Genomic DNA, 16,507 nt, shown 5'->3' on the forward strand with positions numbered 1-16,507 from the left:
GAAAGAAGGAGAATAGTTATGAAAAAATTCCCATTCAAAGTGCTAACTTTAGCCACTCTGGCAACGGTTATAACTGCTACTACTGGTAACACTATTCATGCATTTGCACAAGAAACGACCGCTCAAGAACAAAAAGTAGGCAATTATGCTTTAGGTCCCGAGGGACTGAAGAAAGCATTGGCTGAAACAGGGTCTCATATTCTTGTAATGGATTTGTACGCAAAAACAATGATTAAGCAACCGAATGTAAATTTATCTAATATCGATTTAGGATCAGAAGGAGGGGAGTTGCTCAAAAATATTCACCTTAATCAAGAACTGTCACGAATCAATGCGAATTATTGGTTAGATAAAGCGAAGCCACAGATTCAAAAAACAGCTCGTAATATTGTAAATTACGATGAACAATTTCAAAATTATTACGACACTTTAGTAGATACTGTACAAAAGAAAGATAAGGCAGGTCTAAAAGAGGGCATAAGTGATTTAATTACTACAATTAATACAAATTCAAAAGAGGTTACAGATGTAATTAAGATGCTACAAGACTTCAAAGGGAAACTATATCAAAATTCTACAGATTTTAAAAATAATGTTGGTGGTCCAGATGGGAAAGGTGGATTAACTGCAATATTAGCAGGTCAACAGGCAACGATTCCGCAACTTCAAGCTGAAATTGAGCAACTTCGTTCTACTCAGAAAAAACATTTTGATGATGTATTAGCATGGTCAATTGGTGGTGGATTGGGAGCAGCTATTTTAGTTATTGCAGCTATTGGAGGAGCAGTTGTAATTGTTGTAACTGGTGGTACAGCAACACCAGCTGTTGTTGGTGGACTTTCAGCTCTTGGAGCAGCTGGTATCGGTCTAGGAACTGCGGCGGGTGTCACGGCATCTAAGCATATGGACTCCTATAACGAAATTTCTAACAAAATCGGAGAATTAAGTATGAAAGCAGATCGTGCTAATCAAGCAGTTCTTTCGCTTACTAACGCGAAAGAAACATTGGCATATCTATATCAGACTGTAGATCAAGCGATATTATCTCTAACAAATATTCAAAAGCAATGGAATACAATGGGCGCAAATTATACAGATTTACTGGATAATATCGATTCTATGCAAGACCACAAATTCTCTTTAATACCGGATGATTTAAAAGCTGCTAAAGAAAGTTGGAATGATATTCATAAAGATGCAGAATTCATTTCAAAAGATATTGCTTTTAAACAGGAATAGAACTGAAAATTAAAACCTAAATTGGAGGAAAATGAAATGATAAAAAAAATCCCTTACAAATTACTCGCTGTATCGACGTTATTAACTATTACAACCGCTAATGTAGTTTCACCAGTAACAACTTTTGCAAGTGAAATTGAACAAACGAACAATGGAGATACGGCTCTTTCTGCAAATGAAGCGAGAATGAAAGAGACCTTGCAAAAAGCCGGGTTATTTGCAAAATCTATGAATGCCTATTCTTATATGTTAATTAAAAATCCAGATGTGAACTTTGAAGGAATTACTATTAATGGATATGTGGATTTACCTGGTAGAATTGTACAAGATCAAAAGAATGCAAGAGCACATGCTGTTACTTGGGATACGAAAGTAAAAAAACAGCTTTTAGATACATTGACTGGTATTGTTGAATATGATACAACATTTGACAATTATTATGAAACAATGGTAGAGGCGATTAATACAGGGGATGGAGAAACTTTAAAAGAAGGGATTACAGATTTACGAGGTGAGATTCAACAAAATCAAAAGGTTGCACAACAACTAATAGAAGAATTAACTAAATTAAGAGACTCTATTGGACAAGATGTTAGAGCATTTGGAAGCAATAAAGATCTCTTGCAGTCGATTTTAAAAAACCAAGGTGCAGATGTTGAAGCCGATCAAAAGCGTCTAGAAGAAGTATTAGGATCAGTAAACTATTATAAACAATTAGAATCTGATGGGTTTAATGTAATGAAGGGTGCTATTTTGGGTCTACCGATAATTGGCGGTATTATAGTGGGAGTAGCAAGAGATAATTTAGGTAAGTTAGAGCCTTTATTAGCAGAATTACGTCAGACCGTGGATTATAAAGTAACATTAAATCGCGTAGTTGGAGTTGCTTATAGTAATATTAATGAAATGCACAAGGCACTTGATGATGCTATTAACGCTCTTACTTATATGTCCACGCAGTGGCATGATTTAGATTCTCAATATTCGGGCGTTCTAGGGCATATTGAGAATGCAGCTCAAAAAGCGGATCAAAATAAATTTAAATTCTTAAAACCTAATTTAAATGCAGCGAAAGACAGTTGGAAAACATTAAGAACAGATGCTGTTACATTAAAAGAAGGGATAAAGGAATTAAAAGTGGAAACTGTTACTCCACAAAAATAGGGAAATATTAATTCTGTTGCAAAGTGAACCATAACATAGAGAGTCTATGATTACACTGTTAAACAGTAAAGCGATAATTAATAAATCCTTATATATTAAAAAGGCGGAGTCTCATTAAAGACTTCGCCTTTCACTTATATATAAGTTTTATCCAAATAAAAAGATAGCCATGTAGTTTACTTGTTTTTAAAAATTTGTAACAGAATCGATTAATAGGGGACAGTTTATATAGATTCGCTTAATAATATCGAATCTATGCAACTACATCGTCTTTTAATAAGAATAGGACTTGAAATCATACTCTATACAGGAGGGATAAGAAAAGATGAAAAAAAAACCTTATAAAATACTGGCTGTATCAGCATTTTTAATTATGACAACTACCTATGCAGTCACACCAGTAGCAACCTTTGCAATTGAAACTGAACAAACGAACACTGGAGATATGTCTCTTTCAGCAAATGAAGAAAAGATGAAAAAAACTGTACAAGATGCTGGGTTATTTGCAAAAGCTATGAATGAATATTCTTATTTGCTAATTAATAATCCGGATGTGAGTTTTGAAGGAATTTCTATTAATGGGTATGCAGATTTACCTAGTAAAATTGTACTGGATCAAAAGAATGCAAGAGCACATGCTGTTACATGGAATACAAAAGTAAAAAAACAGCTTTTAGATACATTGACCGGCATTATTGAATACGATACAAAGTTTGAAAATTATTATGAAACATTAGTAGAGGCGATCAATAATGGAAATGGGGATACTTTAAAAAAGGGGATTACTGATTTAAGGGGGGGAATTCAACGAAACCAAAAGTCTGCAAAAGCATTAATAGAAGAATTAACTAAATTTAAAAACGCTATTGGAGAAGATGTTAGAGTATTTGGAAGCCATAAAGAGACCTTGCAATCGATTTTAAAAAACCAAGGAGCTGATGTGGAGACTGATCAAAAGCGTTTAGATGAAGTTTTAGGACAAGTAAACTATTATAAGAAATTAGAATCTGATGGATTAATAATGGTGAAAATACCTTTTATCCCCACGCTTATTTCTGGTGGCATAATGATAGGTACTGCTAGAGATAATTTAGGTCGATTAGAGCCTGCTTTAGCAGAATTACGTAAAAATGTAGATTATAAAATTACATTAAATCGTGTAGTCGGAGTTGCATTTCATAATATTAGCGATATGCATAGTACGATTGATAGTGCTATTACTGCTCTTACTTATATGTCCACACAATGGGATGATTTAGACTCTCAATATTCGGGCGTACTGGGGCATATTGATAAAGCTGATGAAAAAGCTGATCAAAATAGATATAAATTTTTAAAGCCTAAGTTGAATTCAGCTAAAGATAGTTGGAAAACATTAAGAACAGATGTTGTCACATTACTAGAAGGCATAAAAATTGCAGAGAAGAAAGAACAGGATTTTATGAATCTACTTCGTCCATCAAACGTTTTTTACTTTTATAAAAAAATCCATAACGCATACACTTTTGAAATAAAGACTGGAACAAATGCACCAAATGCGTCTTATAAAGTTATGAATTTAACTAAAAACACTGTTCATCATATGTGGAGTGGAGGTGCTAATACAAGCATGTGGGCTGACTGGCTTTCATTCAATCCAAATGATGAATTTGCGGTGGTAGCAGTAGTGGATGGGAAAGAATATGTTGTGTATAAAGACAAAGTAGAAAATATAATGAACTGAACCCAAAAAAATGCATTAATTGGGGATGGTACACATCGCTATCAAGCTAAGAAAAACAAATACCCCCAGAACGAAATTTTGTGCTAACTTTTAACAGAAAAGCTCATTTTTTCGTTTTGGGGTGAATCTATTTTCTTAAGTTGATGGGCATGGGGATGGTACACTAAACTAGACACCAAGTTAAGTGGAAAATTGAACGGCATAAGGCTCCTTATTTCCTAGAACACCTAGCTAAAGCAAAAGAATTTGTACAGTAAAAAAGTGAATATTGAATCAAGGTGCTGGTTGCTTTATGTGTATGGCTTAACCAAAAGATTGCGAATACATTAAAAGAGCAACTTGTAATAAAGATATTGCAATATTTTTAAAGCGAAAAGCCGAAATTGAGGAATTTGAAGAATTGTAATAGTGAAGGAATTGATTAATTTATAAAAAACATAGGAATTAAATATTCCTACGTTTTTTTGTACATAACATTTAAATAAAAAGAGAGAATAAACACCTTATTTTTGGGGTGTTTGAAGGTTCAAATGGAAGATTCCCTGGTTTTCGATTTGAATCAATATGATACTATTTACATGTACTGTCATGTAGGGAATTATATTTTTTGCACCTGAACTGTTTGTACTATTTGTAGGATTTTCTGTTTTTTTGTCGAATATATCTTTAATGCAAGGAGGGACATTACATGATTATTAAAGACTATTTCATCAATCTTTCTATTTTTTCTTTATTAGTTAGCGCAGCGATATTTATTCAAGTGTTTTTGATTCATTCCAGGCGATATTTCGAAAAATTCTATGGAGGGATTATTGCAGTTACTTTGATGCTCTTTTCTTTTCCATACATGGGATTTTCCTACGATCTTCGAGTTGTTCCTCTTATTTTATCTTTTATTTACTTTGGTCGCATTGCTGGTTGGATTACATTAATTAGCATTATTATCATGCGTATCTTTTACATTGGAGGTTACTGGGAACCTCCTGTGATTGCTTATTTAGGTTTGGGTATCCTATTTGTTACTTTTAAAACATATTTTAAAAACCTTCATCCTTTTAAAAGTGCATCTTTATATTTTTCTGTTTTTGTTGGAATAAAGTGGTTAGTTGGTGTATTCTTTAATACTAAGTTACTTTACACTGGAGGCTTATTATATATAGCTTTAGGGCTTTTAATTGGGCTATTTCTTATGGAAGCCTACCAGAGATTATATTATTTAACACAGGACTTATCTAAAATGAATCGGGAATTAAAAAAATCCAAGCAAGAACTCACAGATACCGTACATGAGCTTCAAGGAGGGATTTTTAAATTTAAAAAAGTGGGTAAGCACTTTATACACACTTTATGTGATGGACAGTTTTATTATCAAAAAGGATTTTATTCTGAACAGGTGGTAGGGAAAAGCTTACGGACTATTGATGCTTCTATTGTTCCACCACATTTAGTTCCACAATTGATGAAGTATTATCTTCAGGCATGGGAAGGGAAAGAAAATATATTCGAATTACCCTGGCCAGATGATAAAACGATTATTCTTATTGCACTTAGGCCGATTAAACGAAATGGACAAGTTATGGAAGTTGTTGGTTCTATAGTCGATATAACCGAAAGGAAAAAGGTAGAATCAGAATTAAGAGCTACCAAAGAATTACTAGAATCATTTATAAAGCATAATGTAGATGCTATTACCATTTCTGATCGAGAAGGGCATATTTTACAAGCAAATAAAGCTTATGAAAAGATATTTGGATGGTCATTACAAGAAATCATAGGTAAGAGATTACCCTGTGTACCAGATTTCTTAATGGAAGAATCACTTGGGAATATTCAGAAAATTCTAACGAAAGAATCCGTAGTTACTAGATTAGAAACTGTTAGACGACGTAACGATGGAAGTCTTCTTGATGTCAGTCTGACAGTTTCTCCTATACTAGACGTAAGAGGAAATGTGTTAGCTTTATCTGCAATATGTAGAGACATCTCTGAAAGAAAACAAGCAGAAAGAGAACGACATCGATTACACCAACAATTAAAAGATAGTGAAATGAAGTACCGTGCACTAATCGAACAAGCAACTGATGCAGTATATGTAGTAGAGCTGAATGAAAATCATGTTCCAAGTCGATTCATTGAGGTAAACCCTGTTGGTTGTAAAAGATTTGGATATAGTAGAGAAGAGCTACTCTCGTTACCATTTCCAAATGTAGTACCACAAGATTCTAAAATGATTGTAAGGTTGTTAAAAAGAATTAGAGAGGGACAAACTTCCTTCACTTTGCAAGATGAATATGTTTTTCCAACAGGAAAAATAATAACAACTGAGTTTAGTGTCCGTGTTTTTAACTTAAATGGTAAAAAAGTTTTCCTAAGTATTTCTCGTGATATCACTGAACGGCTAAAAACAGAAGAATTACTACGGAAATCTGAAAAACTTGCTGTCGTAGGACAATTAGCGACTGCAATGGCTCATGAAATTAATAATCCATTAACCGCAATGAAAGGGTTTATGCAATTACTAAAATCAACGGAAACTGAGAATAATCGGGGTTATATAAATATAGTATCATCAGAGATTGAGCGTATAGAAAGTATTACTAATGAATTTATGGCGGTAGCCAAACCACAGGTGGTAAAGATACAACCTAATGATATTGGTGTGCTAATGGATCAAGTTTTGACGCTACTGCAACCTCAAGCAATGATGAATAATATACAAATTAGAATCGATTTTACACCTGATATTCCATTGATTCCATGCGAAGGAAATCAATTAAAACAAGTATTTGTTAATATTTTAAAAAATGCAATTGAATCCATGCCAACAGGAGGAGAAATTTTGATTCAATTTGATAAACTTGATCATAATCAAATAAGGATTCGCTTTATCGATCAAGGATGTGGGATTCCAAAAGAACGTATACCATATTTAGGAGAACCTTTTTACAGTATTAAGGAAGAGGGAATCGGCTTAGGATTAATGGTCTGTTATAAAATTATTGAAACACACCAGGGGAAGGTATTTATTGAGAGTGACGTGAATAAGGGGACTATAGTTGAAGTCACTCTCCCAATTTGCACACTTCAAAATTAATACATTCTTTTACTGAAATTTTATAAGTTAGTGAGCAGTTAGCTTTGGCTAGCTGCTTTTTTGTATATATTGTAATCGATTCTTCATATTACGGCTTTTTGATGTTTCATATAGATTTTATGGCTTTTAAAAACTCTGTAAGTGTTTTGTAATATTTACGAGAGACTTTTTTAACAGTTATGAGAGAGAAAAGAAAGATTTGTTATATATGATGAAATTAATCTTACTAGTAGGTGTTCTAATGGACCTAGAAACCAAGGAGGAAAAATAACAATGAAACAATTGAAGCCAGCAATTAGTGTATTAGGTAGTGTATCGATGGCACTGACTTTAGCATCTCCTGCTTTAGCAGATGTAAAACAACCGAATCCAGGAGGTACAGTTGAAATATTCAAAGAGAATGCAAATGTAAAAAAAGAAGATAAGAATTTCACGCTCGGATCTGATGGGGAAATAGGTTCACTCATTACACAAAACATTGAAATGGCAAACAACGATTGGGATAAAGATGGTATTTCCAACGACTTAGAGATTAATGGATATAAAATTGAATTCAATTCACAAACTGGAAAAAATGAAGCGAAAGCATGGGATCCCGAGAAGGATAAAGGGAAACCAAAATTTATATCGAATCCTATGAATGCAAATACGGATGGTGATCCTTTTACTGATATGTATGAGGTTGAGAATTATAACAACGATTCTGATACTAATTTCAATCCGATAGTTGCCAACATGCCGAATTTGCAAATTGGTGTCAAACGAATTGAAGTAATTCCTATTGCAACCATTACGGATAATAATGGTGGATCAGTTAGTAGAGGATGGGAAAAAAGTGTATCTACACAACATTCATTTAATGTAGGTTTAAGTGGTTCAGGTGGTGTAGAAGGCTCAGCAGCCGGTCCTGTTCCTTCCGGAAGTGTTTCAGCAAATGTGGGATACGGATATTCAAAAACAACTACGGAAACGGAGAGTTATACAAATAATTTTGATTGGTCTACTGCAACAACTGTGGATACCGCGAACGCAGCAAAATTACGGGTACATTTGGAATATAAGAATGTAGGAACAGCATCCGCTGAAAATGTTTCGCCTCATTTTAATATTCGTTTAGGAAACAAAATTATTAATACTGTAAAGGCAACACAAGATCGTTATAAAGCAAACTATTTAAGTACAGAAAAAGGTGGACGGAATAAAACAGAAGTAGTAATTGACAGTTTAGAAGGACAAGCAGATGCGAATATTGTCTTATCTTTGGATGAATTGAAAGCTGTTGAACAAGGGGAACTTCTTTCGATTGAAGTTTTACCTACAAGTACAATGGATTTATCTATTGAAAAAGGTGAAGAAATTATGCATTTGGGGGATTCAGGGAGATATGAGTCTAGAGTAAATGCAGCTACTGAACAATTAGAAACAGATATAGGAAATATACCAAAGTTTAGGGTATATACTCCTAAAGACAAATCTCTTGCTGATAAGCCAGTTTTATCCTATAACGAAGTTTTTCAACAGGTAAATATAGATACGAAAAAAGTAAATCATATTGTAAACAAGGCTAAAAGTACTAATAACGTATCAGTGGTTTCAGCTAATAATGGAACTGATGCATTGAACGATTTAAAAGCGGGACAGGGAGATCGCGGTTATTTACATAAAGACTCTGTACACGGAGCTTTTGCAAAGCTGCAGCAACCAACATTAGTAGAAGGTAGTTATGATTCTGTGACGCAAAAGATTAGGGCGACAATTTTACCTGGTTTATTTGGAGTGAGTAAAGATATTCCTACTACTTATAGTAAGAAATGGAATGCTCCGTCACAAACAGTAACACTGGTTAAACGTGAAAATGGATTTACATATGAGTCTAGAGAAAATATACACCCTATTAAATCTGAAATTGCTGCGCACAGAAAAGTTACATTTGAAATCAATGACGCACACAATCTAACGCCTACACAAAAGATTGATACTGAAATTAAAGCTAATAAAGAATTTGAAGATTATGTAGTAGATAATTCAGGTGAATTTGTTACAGAAGGAGTTCCTTATACCGTGGCTTCATATGGAAATACAGCTTATTTGGGAAGTCATCATGCAGGGAATAAATGGGAGTATCTTTGGGCTGAAAAATCTAGCGATGAAAAAGTGAATGTAATTATTGAAAGAGTAGGTCAACCTAAACCTGGAAAACCAATTAAAAAGGATGAAGAGGTATTAATTAAATTTCAAAATCCTATTTATTCAGATTATGCATATTTAAAACTTCAAGATAGTTATATCCATTTAGATCAAAAACAGAACGCAAGTACTTTTAAATTTAATCATGCATATCCAAAGAATTTCACTGGACACCATAAGCAATGGAACATACTATCTAATGGTAATAAGTTAAAGGTAGGATATTTAATCGATTATATGAAATATGGTAATGGAGAGAATGGGACTGATACTATAGCATGGAATCTATCAAGAGTTCAGTAATAGGTAACAGTTCTGTTGCTAAGTTTGGAAAGAGAACTGGAAATGAATTGAATCCGAAAAGTTAGATACAATAATTTAGGTTACTAATAAGGAATGAGTTCGATGGTGAATCGGACTCATTCCTTTTAATTTATATAATTTAGAAACTACTATTTTAAATACTTATCTAGTCATATAAGTAATCAAATGTTAAGATTACTATCTGTATTACATGATTTATTTTCCGAATTTTCATTCGTTTCGAGGGTGAAATGTGGAATTCTGATTAATTTATGTGATTAGTTTTTATATCTTTACCTATAAAGATATTTTTATTGGATAATAGAAAAAATAAATTTTTTGTTATTGGTGAAAAAGAAGTGAGGATAGTATATGAAGAAAAGAATTTTAATCGTAGAAGATGAAGAAAATATTCGAGAAGTATGCAAACGGTATTTAGAAAGAGAAGAATATGAAGTTTATACCGCTGTAAATGGTAAAGAAGGTTGGGATTTATTTCTTACACATCAACCAGATTTAATTATATTAGATTTGATGATGCCAAAAAAAGATGGATGGGAATTATGCGAGGAAATTCGTCAACAATCAAATGTCCCTATTATTATGTTAACTGCTAAGGGAGAGGAAAGGGATCGAATTTTAGGCTTAACAATGGGGGCAGATGATTATTTAACAAAGCCATTTTCCCCTCGTGAATTAGTATTAAGGGTTCAAATTATACTAAGAAGAGGAAGCCATGTACAAATACAAGCGAAAGAATCCTTATTGGAAGTGATAGAGTTTCCAGATTTAAAAATATATCCAAAGACAAGATATGTACTTGTTTGTAATAAGGAAGTGGAGTTAACGGTGAAAGAGTTTGAGGTACTTTATCTCATGGCAAAGCATCCAAAACAAGTATTTTCTCGCTCGCAGCTTCTTGAATTAATTTGGGATTTTGGACATGAAGGAGCATCAAACACAGTTACCGTGTTAGTGAGTCGTTTACGTGAAAAACTCGAGAAGCATACGATAAAGAATCGTTGGATTCATACGGTTTGGGGTATAGGATATCGCTTTGAGCCAAATGGAGGAAATGAAACATGAGATTACGTATTCAATTGTTACTCATGAATCTATTAAGTACTAGTATTATGGTAATTGCTATATGGTATAGTGATACGAAAATGTTACTTGAACCGGAACAAACGCGGTTATTAACAGTAATTGCATTTGTGGCATTCATTATTTCAACGTTTATTTATTGGTTAATGACACGTCCTATCATGAGATCTATACAAAATTTAATAAAATTGACGAAACAATTTAGTGATAGACACTTTGAAACGATGTATATAATTGGGCAAGAACCACGTGAGTTTAAAGAATTGGCAACAGCCTTTCAACAGATGGCAAAAAAATTAGAAGAAGGGTTTACTAAGTTAGAGGAACAGGAAAACTCTCGTAAGGAGCTAATTACCAATATCTCACACGACTTACGAACACCTATGACTAGCATGCAAATGATGATAGAAGCATTACAAGATAACCTGATTGAAGATCCTGAAATGAAAAAGCAATACTTAGCAACGGTTTTAAAAGAAATAGAAAGATTAAATGGATTAATTAACGACTTATTTGATCTTTCAAAGTTAGAGTTTGAGCAAGTAGATTTTCACCCAAGTTTCACACATTTAGATAAAGTTCTATTAGATGTATTAGAGTCACATTCTGTCTTATTAGGAGACAAACAAATCCATGTGCAATTGGATGTCCCTGATACATTACCTCGACTTTTGATTATGCCTTGTAAAATAGAAAGGGTCATAGGTAATTTATTACATAATGCAATTCGATATTCTCCTATCTCTGGAACAATTGAATTGACTGTAGTGGAAAATAAACCAACTCAACAGGTCCAATTCACTTTGCGGGATGAAGGAATGGGAATTTCTCCAAATGATCAATTACGCGTATTTGAACGTTTTTTTAGAACAGATCGATCAAGAAGTTCACAATCTGGAGGTTCCGGACTTGGATTAGCTATTGCAAAATCATTGATTGAAATGCACAAAGGGGAAATTGGTGTAAGGAATCGCGCAGATGGTAAGCAGGGAAGTGAATTTTGGTTCACTCTTCCCATCACATCAGTAAAAAAATAAGACGGCTGAAAGACTTTTGTAACATTTACGTTAGAAAAATGAAAGACCTTCTTGTTAACATACTACTACACAGTATGTTACAGGAGGTTTTTTACTTTATGAAAAGAAAATATGTATGGCTTATAGGTGGTTTGATAATTGTATTGGGGATTTTATGGTCATTGTTCCGACCAGAGAAATTATTTATTGATAAGCACGTAAATGAATCATTGCCACAAGCAGAGATACAATCAACTGAAGTAAGGCAACAAAGTGATCGAGTAATAAGGGAAGGTCAGTTTCAAAACGGTGTCCATGAAACAACTGGAACGGCAAAAATTTACCAATTAGCGGATGGAAAACGTGTTTTACGACTTTCTGATTTTGCAACATCTAATGGGCCAGATGTACGAGTTGTATTAGTTCCTACAAATCGTTTGAAAAATAATGAAGACGTGAAAAACTATCAGTATATTGAATTAGGAAAATTAAAGGGAAATAAAGGAGACCAAAACTACGAAATTCCTGAAGGGATAGATGTAAGTGAATATGGTTCGGTTTCTGTTTGGTGTAAAAGATTTAATGAAAACTTTGGTGCGGTTTATTTTAATAATTAAATATGAACTTAAAATTTCCTCTTACAGGCAAAATTCATCGGGGTAATGATAATAGTTGCAGCGGACTTAGTTGCTAAGAAGGGCACTCATAAGAGTGTTTTTTTCATATTCTTCAATATTTGTATATTTTAGAGCTATTGGACGTTTACGGAGAGATTTTATTTAGTGTGGAAGCGTACTGTCTGTGAATAGAAGGATGAATAATATGTTACAGGAAAACATAACTCTTTTATAACTTAATTTTGAAGGAACATATACTTTTTTCATTTATCGGCTTGTAAAGAAGTATGGAAATTAAAGTTTATAATTTAAAAGTCAGCTTAAAGATGCAATAAGCAATTTGAATAGTAATCTTAAGTAAATAAAAAAGAGAGAGGAGCATTGATATGATCCCCTTATAGTAGACAGGAAAAAGAAAGCACATTAACCTGTTTACTATGGAGGGGATTTTTTTATGGGAAAAATTAGAGTCACTTACGATGTAGAATTTAAGAAAAAAGCTATAGATTTATACTTAAAAGAAGGCATGAGCTATAAAACCATTGCGAAAGAATTAGGTATTCATCACTCGGTTGTAAGTCGCTGGGTGAAACACTTTGAGGCTGAAGGAATCAAAGGACTAGAAGAAAAACGCGGGAAAGCGAAAGGACCAGGTTTAGGTAGACCAAGGGTTAGACCCGAAGATCCTGAAGCTAAGATCCGACGATTAGAAGCGGAAAATGAAATGTTAAAAAAGCTCTTAGGGATGTAAAAGGAGGAATGAAAGTCGTATCCAAAACGAAAAAATTCGAAGTCATCCATGAAATGACAAAAACAGGTTATACAGTGACCATTCTATGCGATATTGCTGGTGTAACCAGAAGTGGGTACTACAACTGGATAAAACGGCATACGACGCCTTCAAAAAAACAATCAGAGGATATCGAAATTAAGAAAAAGATATTGGCGTGTCATAAAAAATTAAGAGAAATTTATGGATATAGAAGAATACAAGTGTGGCTGAAAGCCACATATAACCTTCATTTGAATCATAAGCGCATCCAAAGATTGATGAGTGAACTAGGTATCAAAGCCGTAATTAGGAAAAAACGACCTTATTATGGAAAAAAAGAAGCTTATGTGATTTCAGAGAACCATCTAAATAGGGAGTTTCAAGCTTCAAAACCGAATGAGAAATGGGTAACCGATATTACCTATTTGATTTTCAATGGACAGCGCTTGTACTTATCCGCTATTAAGGATTTATACAATAATGAAATTGTTGCCTATGAAACCAGTCGTAGAAACGACTTAAAACTTGTGTTAGATACACTGAAAAAGGCAAAGAAAAAACGAAATGTGAAGGGAATCCTCTTACATAGTGATCAAGGGTCCCAGTATACATCTCGTCAATATAATCAATTACTTAAAAAATATCAGATGAAGGCAAGTATGTCTCGAAGAGGCAACTGTTGGGATAATGCTTGTATGGAAAACTTCTTCAGTCACTTTAAGGCAGAGTGTTTTCATTTACACTCCTTCCATAAAGCGAATGAGGTCAAACTTGCCGTGCGTAAATATATGCACTTTTATAACCATCAAAGATTTCAAAAGAAATTAAATAACCTGAGTCCATATAAATATAGAACTCAGGTTGCTTAGTTGCGCTTTTTAAATACTGTCTACTTGACAGGGGTCACTGCACATCGATGAGCTCTTCTCTCTTTTTAAATCTAATTAGGGTTTCCATAACTTTAAAGGGGATGGTGTAAATTGTTGGATATTACCAAAATATTACTTTAAATTAAGATTATAAAAAAAGAAGTTCCTTTTTTCTGAAAAATGAATGTTAATGCAAAATTAATGATTAATATTCAAAAATGATTTTATAGTTCATTAATTTATTACTTGCTATCTATATTAATCATTTATTGCAACAGCTTTCATGTCCAAAATTAAATGTTTCAACAAAGGATAATATAAGTATCATTATAATGATTTTCCAATATAATCAATGTGTTAATGAAAGGAACTCTGTGTTATTTTTGCTTTTCTACTAACTAATACAGCTTCAAACAAAGGACACAATTGCTACATGCTAAGTGTAATCTATTACCCATTCAAGATTCTGTTTATTCAATCTTTCTAAAAATAAAAAAATATTGTACTCATAAATATACAAGCTATAATGAGGGCGTCGAGAAAGAATTTATTACCTCTAGAGAAAGTATCAAACCTAGTTTTTTTGCAAAAATCCTAATGACATTGTAAATAACCTTTTAAATTTGGACATACTGACATGATTACTCTAAGAAAGGTATGTGATCAAAAGGAAAAGTGTATTTGACACGAGAATGAAAGCGCCTTCAATAAGGTCTTGTTTTGAATCAGTCATTTTAGTAACTTAGATTCAACTGCAATTAAAAATAATAAATTATGGGGGTGCTTATATGAACATGAATGTAGCATCTATTAAAGAAAAAAAGGTTGTTAAATACAAAAGTTGTTTTGATGTGATTGGGCCCATAATGATAGGTCCTTCAAGTTCACATACTGCAGGTGCTTTGGCTATTGGAACAGTAGCCAATAAATTATTTCAAGGTCTTCCAAAAAAAGTCGTGGTAAGGTATTATGAATCATTTGCTGAAACCCATAAAGGACATGGAACTGATTTTGCGATTATTGCTGGGATACTAGGATTTGCAGCCGATGACAGCGAAGTGCCAGATGCTATTAAAATAGCAGAATCTAAAGGAATCGACATTACCTTTATTGAAAAAGCGGGTGATAGTCCTGCTGATCATCCAAATACGGCAGATGTATATTTAGAGGATGAAAGTCGAAGTATTAGAACGATGGGTATTTCTGTCGGCGGTGGATTAATTGAAATCAAACATGTTGAAATTGACGGATTTAGTTTAGATCTGCAGGGGCCATTGCCAGTCATTATTGCAATTTCCGAAAGAGCTGACTTTGAATTTGTTTTACGCAGGATCTTTAAACAATATGATGTAGAAATTAATAACTTTCATAGTTTAGAAGGAAATAGGAAATATTTATATGCATTCGCATTGGATTCGCTATTGCCTGGTAATCTCCAGGAGGAATTAGGAAATTTAAGCAATATAGCTAAGCTCATTATTCTTTAGTTACATTAGGGAGTGAAAAAATATGTATATGGCCATAAAAGAAATTGTGGATGCAGCTAATAAAAGCCAAAAGACAATTTATGAATTAGCAATTGAACAGGAAATTGAACAAACTAAATCTACTTATGAAGAAGTTTGGAGTAAAATGGAACGAAATTTAGCGACTATGCAAAATGCTATAAATAAAAGTATCGAGGGCGACGGTGTATTTTCTCCAACTGGTTTAACCGGAGGTGATGCTGTTAAAATTAAAAACTATCGAGAAAATAGGAAAACCCTTTCTGGAGATTTGATGGTGTTAGGGATCCAAAGTGCTATCGGTGTTAATGAAGTAAATGCTGCATTAGGAGCTATTTGTGCAACTCCAACAGCAGGTGCGAGTGGGACGATTCCGGGAGTCCTATTTAGTATTAAAGATACGTTGCAGTTAAGTCATGAAGATATGATTCATTTTCTATTTACTTCAGCGTTATTTGGAACGATAGTCGCAAACAACGCTTGTATTTCAGGAGCGTACGGAGGATGTCAAGCTGAAGTAGGCAGTGCCTCAGCGATGGCGGCTGCAGCTGCGGTAGAAGCTGCAGGTGGAACGCCACAGCAATCTTCTGTAGCTTTTTCGATTGCATTACAAAATTTACTCGGTTTAGTTTGTGATCCGGTCGCTGGTTTGGTAGAAATTCCTTGTGTAAAGAGAAACGCCATTGGAACGGCAAATGCTTTAGCAGCAGCGGACATCGCATTAGCCGGCGTAAACAATATCATCAATGCTGACGAAGTTATTGAAGCGATGTATAGAGTTGGAAGACAGATGCCTCGCGAATTAAGAGAGACAGGTTTAGGTGGAATTGCAGCAACACCTACAGGGATTGCCATTAAAAATAAAATCTTTGGAGAGAAACAATCAAATCAATGAACAATCATCGGGTATATTG

Annotated in this window: 12 protein-coding genes; all 12 read left to right on the forward strand. The window is 33.7% G+C overall.

Going from position 1 to position 16,507, the window contains the following annotated elements; all coding sequences use genetic code 11:
* The first annotated feature begins 18 nt into the window (after nt 1-18).
* Nucleotides 19-1,239, forward strand: a complete 1,221-nt coding sequence (gene hblD, locus BG05_RS16025; RefSeq protein WP_002128070.1) for a hemolytic enterotoxin HBL lytic component L1 — start codon at nt 19-21, stop codon at nt 1,237-1,239.
* A 36-nt stretch (nt 1,240-1,275) separates the two neighbouring features.
* The gene (gene hblA, locus BG05_RS16030; RefSeq protein ID WP_000591974.1) at nt 1,276-2,403 is read left to right on the forward strand and encodes a hemolysin BL binding component B; all 1,128 of its coding nucleotides are present in this window, start codon (nt 1,276-1,278) and stop codon (nt 2,401-2,403) included.
* Between the two features lie 325 nt (nt 2,404-2,728).
* Entirely contained in the window at nt 2,729-4,126 is a 1,398-nt protein-coding gene (hblB, locus tag BG05_RS16035) for a hemolysin BL regulatory component HblB (RefSeq protein WP_003190413.1), read from the forward strand.
* A gap of 688 nt (nt 4,127-4,814) precedes the next feature.
* Nucleotides 4,815-7,220, forward strand: coding sequence for a PAS domain S-box protein (locus BG05_RS16040; RefSeq protein ID WP_003190414.1), 2,406 nt, complete (start codon nt 4,815-4,817; stop codon nt 7,218-7,220).
* 273 nt (nt 7,221-7,493) lie between these two features.
* On the forward strand, nt 7,494-9,710 hold the full coding sequence (locus BG05_RS16045; RefSeq protein WP_002128067.1) for a binary toxin-like calcium binding domain-containing protein: 2,217 nt from the start codon (nt 7,494-7,496) through the stop codon (nt 9,708-9,710).
* 372 nt (nt 9,711-10,082) lie between these two features.
* Nucleotides 10,083-10,796 carry a response regulator transcription factor gene (locus BG05_RS16050; protein ID WP_002017159.1) on the forward strand — a complete coding sequence of 238 codons (714 nt, stop codon included), beginning with the start codon at nt 10,083-10,085 and terminating at the stop codon, nt 10,794-10,796.
* Nucleotides 10,793-11,851, forward strand: coding sequence for a sensor histidine kinase (locus tag BG05_RS16055; protein ID WP_002128066.1), 1,059 nt, complete (start codon nt 10,793-10,795; stop codon nt 11,849-11,851). Before BG05_RS16050 ends, BG05_RS16055 begins: the two co-directional genes overlap by 4 nt.
* Nucleotides 11,852-11,949: 98 nt before the next feature.
* Nucleotides 11,950-12,447 carry a DM13 domain-containing protein gene (locus tag BG05_RS16060; protein ID WP_002017161.1) on the forward strand — a complete coding sequence of 166 codons (498 nt, stop codon included), beginning with the start codon at nt 11,950-11,952 and terminating at the stop codon, nt 12,445-12,447.
* A 454-nt stretch (nt 12,448-12,901) separates the two neighbouring features.
* Nucleotides 12,902-13,198, forward strand: coding sequence for a transposase (locus tag BG05_RS16065; RefSeq protein WP_002205012.1), 297 nt, complete (start codon nt 12,902-12,904; stop codon nt 13,196-13,198).
* Nucleotides 13,199-13,206: 8 nt separating this feature from the next.
* Complete coding sequence (locus BG05_RS16070) at nt 13,207-14,088, forward strand: IS3 family transposase (RefSeq protein WP_003193523.1); 882 nt, start codon at nt 13,207-13,209, stop codon at nt 14,086-14,088.
* A gap of 788 nt (nt 14,089-14,876) precedes the next feature.
* A complete protein-coding gene (gene sdaAB / locus BG05_RS16075) occupies nt 14,877-15,575 on the forward strand; it encodes an L-serine ammonia-lyase, iron-sulfur-dependent subunit beta (protein ID WP_002128064.1) in 699 nt (232 codons plus the stop codon).
* A 22-nt stretch (nt 15,576-15,597) separates the two neighbouring features.
* The gene (gene sdaAA / locus BG05_RS16080) at nt 15,598-16,488 is read left to right on the forward strand and encodes an L-serine ammonia-lyase, iron-sulfur-dependent, subunit alpha (protein WP_002128063.1); all 891 of its coding nucleotides are present in this window, start codon (nt 15,598-15,600) and stop codon (nt 16,486-16,488) included.
* Nucleotides 16,489-16,507 lie beyond the last annotated feature (19 nt).

Source organism: Bacillus mycoides (genome assembly GCF_000832605.1).
Classification (GTDB): Bacteria; Bacillota; Bacilli; order Bacillales; family Bacillaceae_G; genus Bacillus_A; species Bacillus_A mycoides.

What these genes read in the sequence shown, in the direction of transcription:
- sdaAA (WP_002128063.1), top strand. Translation starts at nt 15,598, where the DNA reads ATGTATATGGCCATAAAAGAAATTGTGGATGCAGCTAATAAAAGCCAA.
- hblA (WP_000591974.1), top strand. Translation starts at nt 1,276, where the DNA reads ATGATAAAAAAAATCCCTTACAAATTACTCGCTGTATCGACGTTATTA.
- BG05_RS16050 (WP_002017159.1), top strand. Translation starts at nt 10,083, where the DNA reads ATGAAGAAAAGAATTTTAATCGTAGAAGATGAAGAAAATATTCGAGAA.
- BG05_RS16040 (WP_003190414.1), top strand. Translation starts at nt 4,815, where the DNA reads ATGATTATTAAAGACTATTTCATCAATCTTTCTATTTTTTCTTTATTA.
- hblB (WP_003190413.1), top strand. Translation starts at nt 2,729, where the DNA reads ATGAAAAAAAAACCTTATAAAATACTGGCTGTATCAGCATTTTTAATT.
- BG05_RS16055 (WP_002128066.1), top strand. Translation starts at nt 10,793, where the DNA reads ATGAGATTACGTATTCAATTGTTACTCATGAATCTATTAAGTACTAGT.
- BG05_RS16065 (WP_002205012.1), top strand. Translation starts at nt 12,902, where the DNA reads ATGGGAAAAATTAGAGTCACTTACGATGTAGAATTTAAGAAAAAAGCT.
- BG05_RS16045 (WP_002128067.1), top strand. Translation starts at nt 7,494, where the DNA reads ATGAAACAATTGAAGCCAGCAATTAGTGTATTAGGTAGTGTATCGATG.
- BG05_RS16070 (WP_003193523.1), top strand. Translation starts at nt 13,207, where the DNA reads ATGAAAGTCGTATCCAAAACGAAAAAATTCGAAGTCATCCATGAAATG.
- hblD (WP_002128070.1), top strand. Translation starts at nt 19, where the DNA reads ATGAAAAAATTCCCATTCAAAGTGCTAACTTTAGCCACTCTGGCAACG.
- BG05_RS16060 (WP_002017161.1), top strand. Translation starts at nt 11,950, where the DNA reads ATGAAAAGAAAATATGTATGGCTTATAGGTGGTTTGATAATTGTATTG.
- sdaAB (WP_002128064.1), top strand. Translation starts at nt 14,877, where the DNA reads ATGAACATGAATGTAGCATCTATTAAAGAAAAAAAGGTTGTTAAATAC.